The 16,465-nt window shown below is 47.8% G+C and carries 17 protein-coding genes; 6 read left to right on the top strand and 11 right to left on the bottom strand.

Annotation, left to right across the window (positions count from 1 at the left end):
- Positions 1–164: 164 nt before the first annotated feature.
- Complete coding sequence (gene mog, locus ICN11_RS10025) at positions 165–788, bottom strand: molybdopterin adenylyltransferase (RefSeq protein ID WP_216230263.1); 624 nt, start codon at positions 786–788, stop codon at positions 165–167.
- Between the two features lie 26 nt (positions 789–814).
- On the opposite strand from mog, the gene pmbA reads away from it, so the two are divergent.
- Together pmbA and ICN11_RS10015 are read left to right on the top strand one after the other, a co-directional pair.
- A complete protein-coding gene (pmbA, locus tag ICN11_RS10020) occupies positions 815–2,161 on the top strand; it encodes a metalloprotease PmbA (protein ID WP_216230262.1) in 1,347 nt (448 codons plus the stop codon).
- A 17-nt stretch (positions 2,162–2,178) separates the two neighbouring features.
- Complete coding sequence (locus ICN11_RS10015) at positions 2,179–3,261, top strand: TRAP transporter substrate-binding protein (RefSeq protein WP_216180211.1); 1,083 nt, start codon at positions 2,179–2,181, stop codon at positions 3,259–3,261.
- Positions 3,262–3,335: 74 nt separating this feature from the next.
- On the opposite strand, the gene ICN11_RS10010 is transcribed toward ICN11_RS10015, so the two are convergent.
- From ICN11_RS10010 to fdxA, 4 genes are read right to left on the bottom strand one after another with little or no spacing between them, the layout of a single operon-like run.
- The gene (locus tag ICN11_RS10010) at positions 3,336–3,833 is read right to left on the bottom strand and encodes a dihydrofolate reductase (protein WP_216230261.1); all 498 of its coding nucleotides are present in this window, start codon (positions 3,831–3,833) and stop codon (positions 3,336–3,338) included.
- Positions 3,834–3,847: 14 nt separating this feature from the next.
- The gene (locus tag ICN11_RS10005) at positions 3,848–4,642 is read right to left on the bottom strand and encodes a thymidylate synthase (RefSeq protein WP_216230260.1); all 795 of its coding nucleotides are present in this window, start codon (positions 4,640–4,642) and stop codon (positions 3,848–3,850) included.
- A 38-nt stretch (positions 4,643–4,680) separates the two neighbouring features.
- Positions 4,681–5,724, bottom strand: coding sequence for an NAD(P)/FAD-dependent oxidoreductase (locus ICN11_RS10000; protein WP_216230259.1), 1,044 nt, complete (start codon positions 5,722–5,724; stop codon positions 4,681–4,683).
- Between the two features lies 1 nt (position 5,725).
- A complete protein-coding gene (gene fdxA, locus ICN11_RS09995; protein WP_041485149.1) occupies positions 5,726–6,049 on the bottom strand; it encodes a ferredoxin FdxA in 324 nt (107 codons plus the stop codon).
- Between the two features lie 118 nt (positions 6,050–6,167).
- On the opposite strand from fdxA, the gene ICN11_RS09990 reads away from it, so the two are divergent.
- Entirely contained in the window at positions 6,168–7,193 is a 1,026-nt protein-coding gene (locus tag ICN11_RS09990; protein WP_216230258.1) for a D-glycerate dehydrogenase, read from the top strand.
- 26 nt (positions 7,194–7,219) lie between these two features.
- Here ICN11_RS09990 and ICN11_RS09985 read toward each other — a convergent pair whose 3' ends face one another.
- The 6 genes from ICN11_RS09985 to ICN11_RS09960 all read right to left on the bottom strand — a co-directional run bounded on the left by ICN11_RS09985 (position 7,220) and on the right by ICN11_RS09960 (position 13,596).
- Positions 7,220–7,513 (bottom strand): hypothetical protein, encoded by a 294-nt coding sequence (locus ICN11_RS09985; RefSeq protein WP_015421612.1) that lies wholly within the window; start codon positions 7,511–7,513, stop codon positions 7,220–7,222.
- 11 nt (positions 7,514–7,524) lie between these two features.
- On the bottom strand, positions 7,525–8,856 hold the full coding sequence (glp, locus tag ICN11_RS09980; RefSeq protein WP_216230257.1) for a gephyrin-like molybdotransferase Glp: 1,332 nt from the start codon (positions 8,854–8,856) through the stop codon (positions 7,525–7,527).
- The gene (mobA, locus tag ICN11_RS09975; RefSeq protein ID WP_216230256.1) at positions 8,844–9,458 is read right to left on the bottom strand and encodes a molybdenum cofactor guanylyltransferase MobA; all 615 of its coding nucleotides are present in this window, start codon (positions 9,456–9,458) and stop codon (positions 8,844–8,846) included. Before mobA ends, glp begins: the two co-directional genes overlap by 13 nt.
- Positions 9,458–10,570, bottom strand: a complete 1,113-nt coding sequence (moaA, locus tag ICN11_RS09970; protein ID WP_216230255.1) for a GTP 3',8-cyclase MoaA — start codon at positions 10,568–10,570, stop codon at positions 9,458–9,460. The genes mobA and moaA overlap by 1 nt, the downstream gene beginning before the upstream one ends.
- 82 nt (positions 10,571–10,652) lie before the next feature.
- Positions 10,653–13,307, bottom strand: a complete 2,655-nt coding sequence (locus ICN11_RS09965; protein WP_216230254.1) for an Rne/Rng family ribonuclease — start codon at positions 13,305–13,307, stop codon at positions 10,653–10,655.
- 49 nt (positions 13,308–13,356) lie between these two features.
- Complete coding sequence (locus ICN11_RS09960; protein WP_216230253.1) at positions 13,357–13,596, bottom strand: hypothetical protein; 240 nt, start codon at positions 13,594–13,596, stop codon at positions 13,357–13,359.
- A gap of 171 nt (positions 13,597–13,767) precedes the next feature.
- On the opposite strand from ICN11_RS09960, the gene ICN11_RS09955 reads away from it, so the two are divergent.
- The 3 genes from ICN11_RS09955 to ICN11_RS09945 are packed head-to-tail and all read left to right on the top strand — an operon-like array spanning position 13,768 to position 16,448.
- Entirely contained in the window at positions 13,768–14,787 is a 1,020-nt protein-coding gene (locus ICN11_RS09955; RefSeq protein WP_216230252.1) for an RluA family pseudouridine synthase, read from the top strand.
- Complete coding sequence (locus ICN11_RS09950) at positions 14,780–15,466, top strand: HAD-IIIA family hydrolase (RefSeq protein WP_216230251.1); 687 nt, start codon at positions 14,780–14,782, stop codon at positions 15,464–15,466. Before ICN11_RS09955 ends, ICN11_RS09950 begins: the two co-directional genes overlap by 8 nt.
- Positions 15,467–15,488: 22 nt before the next feature.
- Positions 15,489–16,448, top strand: coding sequence for a S49 family peptidase (locus tag ICN11_RS09945; RefSeq protein ID WP_216230250.1), 960 nt, complete (start codon positions 15,489–15,491; stop codon positions 16,446–16,448).
- Positions 16,449–16,465: the final 17 nt, after the last annotated feature.

Genomic DNA, 16,465 nt, shown 5'->3' with positions numbered 1-16,465 from the left:
GCTTTAAAACCACCCTTACCGGAGAGGTAATGCTGAATAACTTCTAGCTTGAACTCTTTGCTGTATTTGGACATGAGACTGACCCCCTTGAGTTGGATTTGGTGTCCAACTTTTGTGGGTCAGTTCAAATAGACCCTTTTTACTTTTCAAAATGACTACTCGCCTTATTTCTTAATGGCACTCTTGGGTCTAAAAGCCTTGATGATAGATTCATCCGTTTCGATATAGGGGCCACCGATCAAGTCGATGCAGTAGGGGACTGCGGCAAAGATACCGGGAACAATGGATTTACCTTCGGCATCCTTTAATCCTTCGAGTGTTTCTTTGATGGATTTAGGTTGACCTGGCAAATTGATAACCAGGGCGGTGTGACCATCGATTTCTCGTAAAACAGCCGTTTGGCGCGACAAAATGGCGGTGGGTACAAAGCGTAGGCTAATTTGGCGCATTTGCTCGCCAAATCCGGGCATTTCCCGGGTTCCGGCATCCATAGTGGCTTCAGGTGTCACATCTCTACGAGAAGGTCCTGTACCGCCTGTGGTGAGGACTAAATCACAGCCGAGATCGTCAGTCAGCTCCACGATTGTTTCGGTAATGATCTCCCGCTCATCGGCAATAAGGCGCTCATGAAAGACGCAGGGGGTGCTGATAGCAGTTTGTAGCCACATTTGCAGGGCAGGGATACCCTCGTCGGTGTAGACGCCCTTGCTCGCTCTGTCGGAGATCGAGATTAGGCCGATTTTGATTTCGTTTGGGAAGGATCTTTTCCAGGCTTCGGTATGCTTCATGTTTCTATTCTAGCTATTATTAGGGCATGTTTACATACTCATCAAATCAGTTTCAAGAAATCATTGATTTCATGCTCACGGAAGCCAAAAGGCGGGGTGCCTCGGATGCTGTGGCAGAGGTTTCAGAGGGGCAAGGCCTTTCGGTCACCGTTCGCAAGGGCGAGGTTGAAACCATTGAGCAAAGCTTGGATAAACAAGTTGGCGTCACAGTCTTTTTAGGTCATCGTCGCGGCAATGCCAGTACCAGTGATTTTTCTAAAGATTCTTTAAAGGCGACGGTTGAGGCTGCGTACCATATTGCCCAACATACAGCCGAAGATTTATGCGCAGGCCCTGCTGAAAAAGAGCTGCTTGAAAAACATCCGCGCGACTTAGATTTATTTCATCCATGGGATTTGGATTCGGCAACAGCAATTGATATTGCGCGCACCGCCGAAGGCGCTGCCTTTGCAGTCAGCAAACAAATTAAAAATAGCGACGGTGCTTCGGTATCGGCGCATCATGCGCATTTCATGATGGGGACAAGCCACGGCTTTATGGGGGGCTATCCATTCTCACGTCATTACATTTCGTGCGCACCAATTGCAAATGAAGGCGGTAAGAAGTCACTCATGCAACGAGATGACTGGTATTCCAGTTCGCGCATCCCTGAGGAGCTGGCTGATCCAGCTTCGATTGGAAAATATGCTGCAGAGCGTGCGCTCTCACGTCTCAAGGCAAGGTCATTAACTACTCGACGCTGCCCTGTGATCTTTGAAGCACCTTTGGCGGCTGGCCTACTAGGTGGATTGGTACAGGCTGTTTCTGGTGGTGCTCTTTATCGTCGTTCTAGCTTTTTATTGGATAGTTTGGGTAAACAAGTCTTACCAAAGCACGTTAGCCTTTTTGAAAATCCTCATCTGAAGTCGATGACAGGTAGCGCACCTTTTGATGAAGAGGGTGTAAAGACAAGCGCAAGGACGGTAGTTGATAAGGGCGTGTTGCAAGGCTATTTCTTATCTACCTACTCCGCTAGAAAGCTGGGTATGAAAACTACAGGTAATGCTGGTGGTTCTCATCACCTGACATTACAAAGTCGCAAGACACCTAAGGGTGGATTGCCTGCGCTCCTTAAAGAGATGGGTACAGGCTTGCTCGTGACTGAACTTATGGGGCAGGGCGTGAACTATGTCACCGGTGATTACTCTCGTGGCGCTTTTGGTTACTGGGTAGAGAACGGTGAGATCCAGTATCCAGTCGAAGGAATTACGATTGCGAGTAACCTGCGCGATATGCTGATGGATATTCAGATGATCGGCAGCGATTCATTAATTCGGGGAACCAAAGAAACAGGCTCTATTCTGATTGGATCCATGACGGTTGGTGGTAAATAATTTTGGAGGAGAAGAAGATGCAAAGACGTTCCTTTTTGAAGAAGGCCACTATTGGTGCAGGTGCAGCCGCATTGGCTGCCCCATCAATTGCGCAGAGCTTGCCAACCCTTAATTGGCGCTTGGTCTCGAGCTTTCCTAAATCATTAGATACTTTGTATGGCACCCCAGAGGTATTTGCCAATGCTTTGCGTAAAGCTACTGATGGCAAGTTCAATGTCAAAGTGTTTGCCGCTGGTGAAGTGGTCCCAGCATTGCAAGTATTAGATGCCGTGCAAAACGGGACGGTGGAGTGCGGTCATACCGCCAGCTACTACTACTTGGGCAAGAACAGTGCATTTATTTTTGATACGGCCGCGCCATTTGGTATGACGGCACGCCAGCAATCTGCTTGGATGTTGCATGGCAATGGCATGAAGTTAATGCGTGAGCTCTATGCAAGTTACAACATCGTGAACTTCTTGGGTGGCCAAACTGGCACTCAAATGGGTGGCTGGTTCCGCAAAGAGATTAAGTCTCCAGAGGATCTCAAGGGGCTTAAATTCCGTATCGCTGGCTTTGCTGGACAGGTGCTTGCGAAGTTAGGTGTAGTGCCACAACAGTTACCTGCTGGTGAAATTTATTCAGCTCTAGAAAAAGGCACGATTGATGCCGCTGAATTTGTGGGCCCTTACGATGATGAGAAATTAGGTTTAGCTAAAGTAGCTAAAAATTATTACTACCCTGCATTTTGGGAGGGGGCAGCTGGCCTCTCATTCTTGGTAAATAAAAAGCAGTGGGATTCATTGCCGCCTGCATACCAGGCAGCATGGCAGGCAGCCTGCTTTGAGGCTCACACTGATATGTGTGCCAAGTACGATGCTTTGAATCCACCGGCATTGCAACGCCTTGTTCAGGGTGGCGCAGTATTGCGTAAGTTCAATACCTCAGTCATGGATGCCTGCTTTAAGGCTAGCCAAGAGACCTATGCTGAGGAATCTGCAAAGAATCCCCAGTTCAAGAAAATCTTCGAAGATTATCGGGCCTTCAGAAATATGGAAGCGCAGTGGTTTAACGTGGCCGAGCAAGCATTTGCACAATACAGTTTTGCTAAGAAGCTGTGATGCTAAAAGTGCAATCAGTAGATTAGGAAAGGGCCCCTCAGGGCCCTTTATCTTTTAAAGCTCAGTCCGTCTAATTACTTGCGCTCAAGCGTAATGAAATTAAACGTAATTTCGCCTTCAGATGCTGGAGTACGCTCAATCTCTTTCCATTCGGATTGGTTTGGAACTTCAAAGAAGGTGTCGCCACCATCTACATCGATTTCAATCTCGGTGATGTAAAGGCGGTCCGCCTTGGGAAAAGCTTGGGTAAAGAGTTGTTCTCCACCAATCACAAATACGCGGGGGAATTCATTTAAAGTGACAAGTGCTGCATCGAGTGAGTTAACTACTTCTGCGCCGGTCAATTTGAGATCGGTATTGCGACTCACAACGATATTGCGGCGTCCAGGAAGCGGGCGACCGATAGATTCCCAAGTCTTGCGACCCATGATGACGGGATGGCCCATTGTTACTTTTTTGAAGAACTGCAAATCAGCAGAAATCTTCCAAGGCATTTGATTGTCACGACCAATCACGTGATTACGTGAGCGGGCAACAATCATTGAGATAGCGGGATGCTTGGCTACAGTCATGAGGATCTAATTTCTTAAACAGCTACAGGAGCTTTAATGGCGGGATGGGATTCGTAGCCAGCGATTTCAAAATCTTCGAATTCATAATCGAAGATGGAATCTGGCTTGCGTAGAATATTGAGCTTAGGTAACGGGAAGAAGTCTCTGGATAGCTGAAGATCAACTTGCTCTAAGTGGTTGCTATAGAGATGACAATCACCACCAGTCCATACAAAGTCACCCACTTCTAAATTGCATTGCTGAGCCATCATGTGGGTCAGTAGAGCGTAGCTAGCAATATTGAAAGGTACGCCCAAGAAGATATCCGCACTACGTTGATACAGTTGGCAAGACAACTTGCCATCAGCAACGTAGAACTGAAAGAAAGCATGGCAAGGTGCTAAAGCCATGCGAGGAATATCAGCTACGTTCCACGCAGAAACAACAATGCGACGTGAGTCAGGATTCTTTTTAAGGGTCTCTACAACCTCTGCGATTTGGTCAATATGCTCACCATTAGGTGCAGGCCATGAACGCCACTGGTAGCCGTAAATCGGACCTAGGTCACCATCTGGGGCTGCCCATTCATTCCAAATAGAAACGCCACGCTCTTTGAGCCAGTTGTTGTCGGTACTACCTTTGAGAAACCATAGTAGCTCCAAGATGATGGACTTGAGATGGAGCTTCTTAGTGGTGACCATCGGAAAGCCTTCTGCCAGATTAAAGCGCATCTGGTGGCCGAAGATAGATATCGTTCCGGTTCCGGTTCTATCGGATTTTTGGACGCCCTTTTCGAGGACTTCCTTCATAAGATTGTGATATTGACGCATAGGTATATTCAGCTAAATGATTCAGTGATATTAAGAGCTTACTCGAATGTTGGTGGACTTACCCCAAGCGCTTTATGTAGCTTTGGTGAGGTGGTGGTGTACTGGAGTTGAATCTGCTTTTCAGGGGCTAGATAGGCTGCTGCGGCAAAGGCTGCCAAGGCTGCCTCATGAAAGCCTGACAGAATCAGCTTTTTCTTGCCTGGGTAAATATTGATATCGCCAACGGCGTAAATACCGGGCGTGCTGGTCTGAAAGCAGGCCGTATCCACAGCAATTTGCTTGCGATCAATATCGAGACCCCAGTCGGCAATGGGGCCTAATTTCGGGGAGAGGCCATAAAACAATAAGAGCGCATCTAGACCAATGTCTTGCACTTCACCATCAATATTGGTGACGGCAATTTCCGTGAGAATGTCATTGGAGGCCTCAAGACCGGTAATTTGTCCAATGATGAGTTGCATCTTACCGGCCGCGCAAAGCGCGCGCATCTTAGTGATTGATTGAGGTGCTGCTTTGAATTCATCTCTGCGGTGAATCAGTATCACACTTGCGGCTTGATCGATAAAATGTAAGGCCCAGTCCAGAGCAGAGTCGCCACCACCACAAATGACGATGTGCTTACCAGTAAATTGCTCAGGATTTCTGACGCGATAGAAGACTTGTTTATCTACTAATGCCTCAATGCCATCCAGATTGAGTGTGCGCGGTTGAAAGGCGCCAACACCAGCAGCAATGAAAACCGTTTTTGTTAAAAACTGCTGATCTTGGGAGGTCTTAATTAGAAAGCGGCTATCAGCTTGCTTCTCAAGGGTGGAGACCTCTTGATTTAGGTGGAACTGTGGCTTGAACGGCTCAATTTGTTTGAGCAGATTGCTCACCAGCTCACGACCAGTACAAATCGGAATCGCCGGAATGTCGTAGATTGGTTTGTCTGGATACAGCTCGATGCACTGACCGCCTACTTCAGGTAGGGAGTCAATGACATGCGCTTTGATTTCTAGGAGTCCAAGCTCGAAGACTTGGAAGAGTCCCACCGGACCGGCGCCAATAATGACTGCATCGGTTTCAATGGGGGAGTGCAATTTACTTTACCAGTTGGTCGAGTTTATTTTTAACGTCTTTCCACTCTTCAGCTTCTGGCAATGCAGCTTTGGATTTAGTGATGGATGTCCATGATGGAGACAACTCAGCATTTAATTTAATGAATGCCTGTTGATCTCCTGGCACATCATCTTCAGCATAAATTGCATTGACTGGGCACTCAGGTACGCATACTGCGCAATCGATGCACTCATCGGGATCGATTACTAAAAAGTTAGGACCTTCGCGAAAACAATCGACTGGGCAGACATCAACGCAATCGGTATATTTGCAGCGGATACAAGCTTCGGTAACAACGTAAGTCATGATGGTTAACAGGTGAGGAGTCCAGATCAATGGACTGCTAAGTTATAAAACTCAATTTTAGCCGAATCAGCCTATTTTTCAGGCAAAAGCATCAATTTACTTGAGGTAAAGTCACGCTATGAATACATCAGCCATTACCCCCACAAGCACCTCCAAACCGAAGATTTTGGTTGCAAGGGCCATATTTCCTGAGGCATTAGCCAAATTAGAGGAATCCTATGAGGTTCACTCCAACCAGTCCGACAAAATTTTGACCCCTGAGGAGCTTCAAAAGGCACTTTCAGAGGTGGAGGGCGCCCTGGTGGCGGGAAGTGATCGAATTGATGCTACAGCCCTTGCTCAGGCTAAGAATTTGAAAGTGGTCGCTAATATTTCTGTCGGTTACAACAATTTTGATGTCCCAGCGATTACTGCTGCTGGCGTCATGGCTACTAATACCCCTGATGTTCTTACGGATACAACAGCGGATTTTGGTTTTGCATTGTTGATGGCAACTGCAAGGCGTATTACAGAATCAGAGCATTGGGTTAGGGCGGGCAAGTGGGATCAGTGGTCGATTGTGAATAATCCATTAGGCATGGACCTGCATCACAGTACTGTTGGCATTATTGGCATGGGCCGTATTGGTCAAGGGATCGCTAAGCGCGCTTTGGGTTTTGGTATGAAAGTGATTTATCATAACCGCAGCCATCTCTCTGATGCTGATGAAAAAGCGTGTGGCGCCACTTATGTTTCAAAAGAAGAATTACTCCGCACTGCTGATCATGTGGTGTTGGTACTACCTTACACCGCACAAAATCATCACACGATTGGCGCTGTAGAAATTGCGATGATGAAACCGTCTGCAACCCTGATTAACATTGCCCGTGGCGGCATTGTGGATGATGCGGCTTTGGCACAAGCATTGCAAAGTGGATGGATCTTTGCAGCCGGCTTAGATGTTTTTGAAGGTGAGCCTCAAGTACATCCCGAGTTACTCAAGTGCAGCAATATTGTGCTGGCTCCGCACATCGCGAGCGCCACAGAAAAAACGCGTAGAGCGATGGTAGATCTCGCAGTAGAAAATTTACGAGCAGCGCTTGATGGAAAAAAACCGCCAAGCTTAATTAATGCTGAAGTGCTAGAGGGTAAAAGTCAGACTTAAGAAATGAAACGAAGTCGACTGAATAATTAGTCGGCTTCGATTTCTTCTGGGAGCTCGCGAAGAGCAAGCTCAATCCCACCAAATTTACCTGCTACCCAGTTGTAAACCTTGCAGGCAATCCAGAGCAAAGCGAAACCAAGTAAGGCATTAAGAATTAATGCGGAGAGAACGGTAAATCCAGGAATAGCGCCGTCACGAATGAAGGCTACAAACAAGGCCAACAACACAATCGGTACAGAGAAGCAGAGGTAAACCAAAACCAGGGTTTTGGCGGTATGCATTGGATCTACGAAGGCAATTTCTTTTTTGGTGAGTTTCATGAGGTGCAATCTTAAAGCAGTCCGTCGAAAAGCGCCACATCTACCCAGTCACCAGCTGCAACATTTCCTTGGTCGTGAGCCAGGATGACAAAGCAATTTGCCTCACTCATAGATCGTAAAATTCCGGCACCTTGGCTACCAGTCAGTTTGACTGTAGGCTTTCCATCTGGACCACGCACCAAGATGGCACGTTGATACTCTGTTCTTCCGGGACGCTTTCGAATGGGGGTCTCTGCAATCGCCTGCATCATTGGCGGCTCAGTCTGACTTGTACCATTGAGTTGCAATAATGCAGAACGGACAAACTGGTAGAAAGTCACCATGACCGCTACTGGGTTGCCAGGCAAACCAAAGAAGAGTGTCTTATGCTTTGACCCCTGAACTGGCTTCAATACTCCAAAAGCCATGGGGCGACCTGGACGCATGGCGATTTTCCAAAAACCCACATCACCCAGTTCTTGCATGATTTGCTTGGTGAAGTCTGCTTCGCCAGCGGAGACTCCTCCAGATGAGATGAGTACATCCGCTTTGCTGGCCGCCTCTATAAATGCCGCCTTGAGTGAGCTTGGATCATCTCGCACAATCCCGCAATCAATGATTTCGAGATCAAGACGTTTCAGTAGTCCGATTAAGCTATAACGATTGCTGTCATAAATATTGCCAGCCTCTAAAGCTTGTCCTAGTGGGCGCAATTCATCGCCTGAAGAGAGAATGGCGACCCGCAATTTTCGATGCACATGAAGTTCGGACAAGCCAAGGGAGGCTGCTAGACCCAGATCAGAAGGCCGCAATAAACGTCCTGCAGTAATTGCTGGCTTGCCGCTTTGTAAGTCTTCGCCACGCAAGCGACGGTTTTCTCCGCGCTTCACTCGGTTTTGCTTAAATGAAACGATCGAGCTATTGTCAGGAGTCTGGGGTTCTGTAAATTCTTGGGGAATCACGGTATCGCAGTCACTCGGCATTAGAGCGCCGGTCATGATTTTGAGACATTCGCCATGAGCAATGCTGCCTTCATAGGGCTTGCCAGCATAGGCAGTGCCCACCACCTTCAGGGTTACGAGATCCTCGCCATCGCCCAGGCAATCACCATTGAATGCAAAGCCATCCATGGCCGAGTTATCGGCGACCGGAACATCAATCGGCGAAAGCAAGTCTTTCGCAAGAATGCGATTAATTGCTTGATCTAGGGTGATGCATTCAATTGCATCAGACTCAGATCTCTCATGAGATTCTGCGATCAAGTCTTTTACTAAGTCGGAAATCGCTATGCGAGCTTGATCGACATGTAGTGAGCCGCTGATATAAATGGGGTCGCTTGGGGGAATACGCTTTAGGTCGGACATGGAGAAATTCTTTCTAAAGCAGCTAACTCTTCTGGAGTGTTGACGTTAGAAAATGCTTGCGGGTTTTCAAAAACCACTGTGCCCGAACGCAATTCCTTAAACCAGCGATCAATCTTTAAGTCGCCCTTACTTAAAAAGGTATTCAAAGAATCCTGCAAGCTACTTTTCATTAAGCAAAAAACAGGTTGTGACCAAATCTTTCCATCCTCTTCTTTTGAGGAGGCAAAGACGAGCTCTAAATTATTGCCTTCTAGTTCGGCTGCCATTTTTTGGGCAAGATCGAATGGCAATAAAGGGGAGTCGCAAGGCGATGTTAGTAGGTAGGGTGTTTTGCAATGCTTCAAGCCGACTGAGAACCCAGCTAATGGGCCAGAGAAGTCTGGGGTTTCATCCATGAGTACTGGATAGCCATAGTGCGAATACTTTGTAATGCTGCGGTTGGCATTAATCAAAATAGTACTGACCTGGGGCTTGAGTCTGCTAATAGCGGATTCAATGAGGGGTTTACCATGAAAGGGGATTAAGCCCTTATCTATGCCACCCATTCTTTGGGCGCGGCCACCTGCCAGAATAAGTCCAGTAATTTGTGCTGAAGTAATCATTAGCCGCCGATGTAGGACATCTCTACTTTGCGAGAAGATTTCGATCCTGCGGTATTGGATCCCCGAATTTCCGAATAGTGATCATTGCGTCCGGACCATGTTGACATGATGGCGTTGGCAATTTCTAAATCACTTCTATCGGAACGTAATAGCGTTTTGAAATCAAAACCTTCGTTTGCAAATAGGCAAAGATAGAGCTGACCATCTGTAGAGATGCGAGCACGCGTGCACTCGTGACAAAAAGTTTGTGTGACGCTAGAGATAAAACCAATTTCGCCGGAGCCATCAACATAGCGCCAGCGCTGAGCCACTTCACCTGGATAGTTGGCCTCAATAGGCTCTATCGGAAACATGGCATTAATACGATTTGCCACTTCTTGCGATGGAAGCACTTGTGACATATCCCAGCCGTTAGAGCTGCCCACATCCATGAACTCAATAAAGCGCAGCGTTACACCGCTACCTTTGAAATGCTTGGCCATACCAATAATCTCTTGATCGTTTGTGCCCTTCTTAACAACCATATTAACTTTGAGATTGGTAAAACCCGCCTCTTGAGCGGCTGCAATTCCGTCGAGCACATCCGTAACGGGAAAGTCGACATCATTCATTTTTTTGAAGACATCATCATTCAAGCCATCAAGGCTAATGGTTAAGCGATGCAAGCCTGCTGCTTTTAATGCAGCCGCCTTCTTGCGCAAAATGCTGCCATTGGTAGTGAGTGTTAGATCAAGGGGTTGATCTGCCGTAGTGCGAATCTTCGCTAGCATCTCAATCAGCACTTCGAGATTTTTACGTAGCAAAGGCTCGCCACCAGTGAGGCGAATTTTTTCCACGCCTAGAGAAGCAAAGATATTCGTTAAGCGAGTGATCTCTTCAAAGCTGAGTAATTCATTATGAGAGAGGTAGGGATAGTCTTTGTCGAAGATTTCCTTAGGCATGCAATAGGTGCAGCGGAAATTGCATCGATCCGTTACGGAGATTCGTAAATCACGTAGAGGACGTCCCCGAGTATCTTTGGTTGAAGTATTGGCGGCAACAAGCTGTCCAGGAATGGACGGCGTCAGGCCTTTGCCTTCATCTAAACGTATGGGGATTACTTTTTCAACCATGCCTAATTATGGCTGTGAAACGGTGTTTCTGCCAAACTGCCAAATATCCTTGTGGGATAAATAGCAGTCTGGAGAAATTGGATTAAACCGTTTTTTCTTGGCCGCCGGTTTCAACTAAAACCATTGGACCATTTTGCAAGCTAACTGGAGCTTTAGGAGTTCTGCCCGTAGGCAAAACTTCTGGCTCAGCTTTGATTTGCGATTGTGCTTCTTGATGCTTGCTGGAGTCTGTAGCTACCCAAACCATGCCAGCAGATTGAACTACGCTATGCAATGGAGTTTCCTCGAGTGCCTGGAAGGCAACCTTAGGAAGCTCAGGCATCGGCTTTGCAATTACCTCAATAGCTGGCGCTGGCTTAGCTGCTGCCTGTGGGGCAGGAGCTGCAGCAGCGTTATCAGGGCGATTGCTTTGACGTGGTGCACGTTGCTCCCTTGGCTCTCTAGGTGCGCGGGGTGCGCGCTCTTTTACTTCGTTAGAGGCTGTAGGCGCAACAGTATTTCCAAAGCTTTGAGCAATGTTCTGAATCGGCATGGAAGCAGATGCTCCCGCCATTCCTACTGGTGGGCCTGAGAATGAGGTTGCTACTGCAACAACAGAAGCAATCGCTGCATCACCGTTGGACTCAGTGCGCTCGCCACGTTGACCACGGCCACGACCACGACGGTTGCGACCACGACCACGACGCTCTTCGCCATCCGCGCTTGGTGCTGTATCAGTACCGGGTGCAGCCTCAGTAGCTGGAGTTACCGCAGCTTGATTTTCTGGTTTTGGATTTTGATTGTTTTGGTTGCGATTGCCGTTATTCCCGTTGCGGTTACGACCGTCTTGACGACCTCTGCCTGAACCTGCTTCGCGTGGAGCATTTCCACCTTCAGTATTTGCTGCACCTTCAGCTGGACGTTCAGCGCGATCGTTACGTTCGCCACGACGACCGCGATTGCGGTTATTGCCATTGCGATTGTTTTGATTGCGACCACGTGGTGCGCTAGGAGCAGGTTTTACTTCTGGCGCAGGCGCTGAAGAGAATAAGCTCTTGATGAATCCGAAGAATCCACCAGTGCTTGCAGTTTCAGTGCTCGCTTTTTCAGTGCGCGCAGGACGTGGCTGGCTTACTGGTGCTGGTGCATTTGGCGTAATACCTTTTACAGCAGCTTCAGGGCGAACTTTAACGTCGGCATCTTTACGACTGACCGCAGTATCGGTCTCGAGTTCAGCAGCAGCTTCTTCAGCCATTACATAACTCGCTTTTTGATCATCAAGACGTGGATCGTCATGGCGCAAACGCTCAAGCTTGTAATGTGGAGTTTCGAGATGCTTGTTCGGAATCATCAAGACGTTGACCTTGAAGCGTGTCTCAATCTTGATAACTTCAGCGCGCTTCTCATTGAGCAAGAATGCAGCCACTTCGACTGGAACTTGACTATGAATAGCGGCAGTGTTTTCTTTCATTGCTTCTTCTTGGATGATGCGCAAGACTTGCAATGCAGAAGATTCGGTATCACGGATATGGCCTGTGCCGTTACAACGTGGGCAGGTTACGTGGCTGCCTTCAGAGAGGGCAGGGCGTAAACGCTGGCGTGACATCTCCATCAAGCCAAACTTGGAGATCTTGCCCATTTGAACGCGAGCACGGTCATGACGCAGAGCATCACGTAGGCGATTCTCAACATCTTTCTGAGCCTTGCTCGATTCCATATCAATGAAGTCGATCACGATCAAGCCACCCAAGTCACGTAAACGTGCTTGACGGGCAATTTCATCGGCAGCTTCTAGGTTGGTGCGAGTAGCAGTCTCTTCAATATCGGAGCCGCGGGTTGCACGTGCAGAGTTAACGTCAACTGAAACCAAAGCTTCAGTGTGGTCAATCACGATCGCGCCGCCAGATGGCAATGGCACGGTACGTGAGTAAGCAGTTTCAATCTGATGCTCGATTTGGAAGCGGGAGAACAATGGAACATCGTCCTGGTAACGCTTCACTCTAGGTAAGTTATCTGGCATTACTACGGACATAAAGGCTGCAGCTTGCTCGTAGATGTCATCCGTATCGATGAGGATCTCGCCGATATCTGGTTGGAAGTAATCACGAATCGCACGAATCACTAAGCTGGATTCGAGGTAAATCAATAATGGTGCTGAGTTGCCTTTAGCGGCCTCATCAATCGCTGTCCACAACTGCATGAGATAACTTAAATCCCATTGCAATTCAGTAGCGTCACGGCCAATACCGGCTGTACGAGCAATGATGCTCATGCCATCTGGTACGTGTAATTGGGACATTGCTTCACGGAGTTCTTGACGATCTTCGCCTTCAATGCGACGAGAAACACCGCCTCCACGTGGGTTATTTGGCATCAATACCAAATAACGACCTGCCAGGGAGATAAAGGAGGTTAGGGCGGCACCTTTTTGGCCACGCTCTTCTTTTTCTACCTGAACAATGATTTCTTGGCCTTCGCGTAAGGCATCTTTAATAGAGGCATTACGGACATCAATACCTTCTTTAAAGTAGGTGCGGGCGACTTCTTTAAATGGCAGAAAGCCATGACGTTCTTCGCCGTAATTTACAAAGCAAGCTTCGAGCGAAGGCTCAATGCGAGTAATAACACCTTTGTAAATATTGCCTTTGCGTTGTTCACGACCGGCAGCTTCGATATCGATATCGATGAGTTTTTGACCATCGACGATGGCAACTCGCAACTCTTCTTGTTGAGTTGCATTAAATAACATGCGTTTCATAACACTCTCCTATTGGGAGTGCGTCGTTGCGCGCTGCGTTAGGGACAGGTTAGATACCGCTTGGGGCATAGCCCATTGGCGGCTTTGGAGTGTGGATCAAACAAATCCAGGCATTTATTGCCTGGTACACCAAGTTCAATGTTGTTAAACCGGTGCCACACTTGACGATCGCCGCAGAGACCTCCTTTAGGTCATCAATGCAGGCGCGCGCCTGAAAACTGTCTTCTAATCGCGGGTCGCGGCATACGGCACACCAACCCTGCGCCTCATTACAACGGGGGAGGGGCAACCCCGGGAGTCTATTAAGGGCGACTCCAAGCTCCACGATTCGAACCTGAATCAGGTCAGTCTCGGGCCAATAAATTGGCTAGAGCGTTGATTATACGGCACAAGTTGAACGACAATGGGGTATTGTTGAGTCCCTTGTCGACCCCTGTCGAGGCGACAAAAGAGATAAATCATGAAATCCGAACCCATTTCCAAGCCTTCACAGGTAAAAACCACCGCTCCGGCTGCCGTTCATCTTCAGACCATTGGTCCGGAAGAGGCTGGCCAGCGACTGGATAACTACCTCTTGCGTTGGGCTAAAGGGGTTCCCAAAAGCCACGTTTACCGGATTATTCGCTCTGGCGAAGTTCGGGTGAATAAGAAAAGAGCTGAACCAACTACACGCTTAATTGAAGGGGATGTTGTTAGGGTTCCCCCAGTTAGGATTGCCGAGCCAGCCCAAATGGCGGCGGTCAATACCGCCCAAACCAAGTCTCGGGCACAGGGATATTCCGACAAAATGCCAATTTTGTATGAGGATGAAGCGCTATTAATAGTTAATAAACCAGCAGGTTTGGCGGTTCATGGTGGTTCAGGTATCGCCCTGGGTGTAATTGAAACCCTGCGCATTACCCGTCCTGAGCTCAAATTCTTGGAATTGGTTCACCGTTTAGATCGAGATACTTCGGGTGTCTTGCTTTTGGCAAAGAAGCGCAGCGCCTTGGTGGAATTGCATCGCCAAATCCGTGAAGGTCAAACGGACAAGCGTTACTACTTGCTAGCCCATGGAGAAATTGCTCAGAGTGCGGGCACGATGCAACTGAAGTTTGCATTACATAAATACCTATTGGCCAATGGTGAGCGTCGTGTTCGTGTTGATCCAGATGGTCTACCAAGCCACACTGCTTTGCGTGTTACGAAAGTAATGAAGCGCGGAGAGCTAGCCATTACCTTGGCTGAGGCTCAGTTGAAAACTGGGCGTACCCACCAAATCCGCGTGCACCTCCAAAAATTAGGTCATTCCATTTTGGGTGACGATAAATACGGCTTTGAAGACCGAGACAAGGCTGTGAAATCTAAACGCTTGTATTTGCATGCCCACTTGGCTGGCTTTACTCATCCACGTACTGGCGAGAAAATGCGCATTGAATCACCACTACCCGCTGAATTTACAGCGATGATGAAAACTTTTGAAGTGCCTAGTAATGCCTGAAGAGCAAAAGCCCGATAGACGTTATGACCTGATTGTGTGGGATTGGGATGGAACCATTATGGATTCCACGCCGACGATCGTGAGCTGTATTCAGCAGGCGTGTCGTGATTTGGGTTTCAAAGAGCCAGACGACACTTTGGCCAGCTCTGTTATTGGCTTGGGTATTCAGGATTCACTCAGAAGAGCGGTGCCATGGATTGAGCCAGCGCATTTCCCAAAATTGACTGAACGCTTTCGTTATCACTACCTCGCCAAAGATCACGAACTCGATTTATTTCCGGGTATTCGTGAGTTACTTCACAGCTTGCGCGAGGATGGTTATCTTTTAGGTGTTGCCACGGGTAAATCTCGCGTGGGATTAGATCGATCTTTAAAGCATCACCAGCTTGAGCAGATGTTCCATGAAACGCGCACTGCAGATGAATCCTTCTCTAAGCCCCACCCTGGGATGCTTCTAGAGCTTTCGGATGTCATGCAGGTGCCGATGCGTCGCATGTTGATGATTGGTGATACCACCCATGATTTAGATATGGCGGCAAATGCTGGAGTTGATGCGGTCGCGGTAACTTATGGGGCGCACCCACCGAGCACTTTAAAAGAAGCGCCATCACTGATTCATGTTGATGATGTCTCACAGCTGGCGAGTTGGTTAAGTCAGAATCTCACTGTTAAAAACTAGTTAGTCATTAAGGATTAAAAAGATGGATCAAAATCAATCCGAGAACGCCAATCAAAATTGGGAGCGTCAAGCTCTCGAGCATTTATTGCTAGAGAATTTAAAAGAGACTCGTAAGGCGCGTCGCTGGAAAGCGGTGTTTCGTATTCTGACGCTCATTGTGTTTGTTGGCGCAGTGCTAGCAGTATTTGATTTCCATCTGCCAGGGCGCGGCATGGGAATGGAGAAGCACACGGCTTTAGTTACTCTGGAAGGGGAGATTTCTTCTAGCTCGATGGCCAATGCTTTGGATATCAATTCATCTTTAACAGCTGCTTTTGAAAATGAAAATAGTGCTGGCGTAGTCTTGCGCATCAATAGTCCTGGGGGCTCTCCAGTTCAAGCGGGCATGATGAATGACGAGATTCATCGCTTACGCAAACTCTATCCAAGTAAGCCGTTTTATGTAGTCGTGGAAGATATCTGCGCTTCAGGTGGTTACTACGTTGCTGTTGCGGGCGACCAAATTTTGGTTGATAAGGCTAGCTTGGTGGGATCTATTGGCGTGATCATGGAGGGCTTTGGTTTCACTGGCTTGATGGATAAGTTAGGTGTAACTCGTCGCATGATTGCTGCGGGCTCGAACAAGGGAATGATGGATCCGTTCTCCAAAGAAAATCCACAGCAAGTGGAGATGATCAAAACCATGATCGATGAGATTCATCAGCAATTTATTGCGGTGGTTAAAGCGGGTCGTGGCGATCGCTTAAAAGAAACGCCAGAGATTTTCTCAGGCCGCGTTTGGAATGGCGAGCAGGCAATCAAAATTGGCTTGGTAGATGGCTATGGAACAGTAGAGACTGTAGCGCGCGATATCTTTAAAGCGCCGGATATTCTGGACTACACCATGAAAGAGAATTTCGCGGAACGTGTTGCTAAACGTTTTGGTGCTGAAGTAGGTTCTGCAGCTGGCAAGGCGCTAATTAAGACTCCTGATCTAAAGTAAAAAACGATAGATCAATA

This window comes from Polynucleobacter sp. 78F-HAINBA (genome assembly GCF_018882325.1).
In the GTDB taxonomy this organism is placed as follows: Bacteria; Pseudomonadota; Gammaproteobacteria; order Burkholderiales; family Burkholderiaceae; genus Polynucleobacter.
This window is presented reverse-complemented; position numbering and strand designations above follow the sequence as displayed.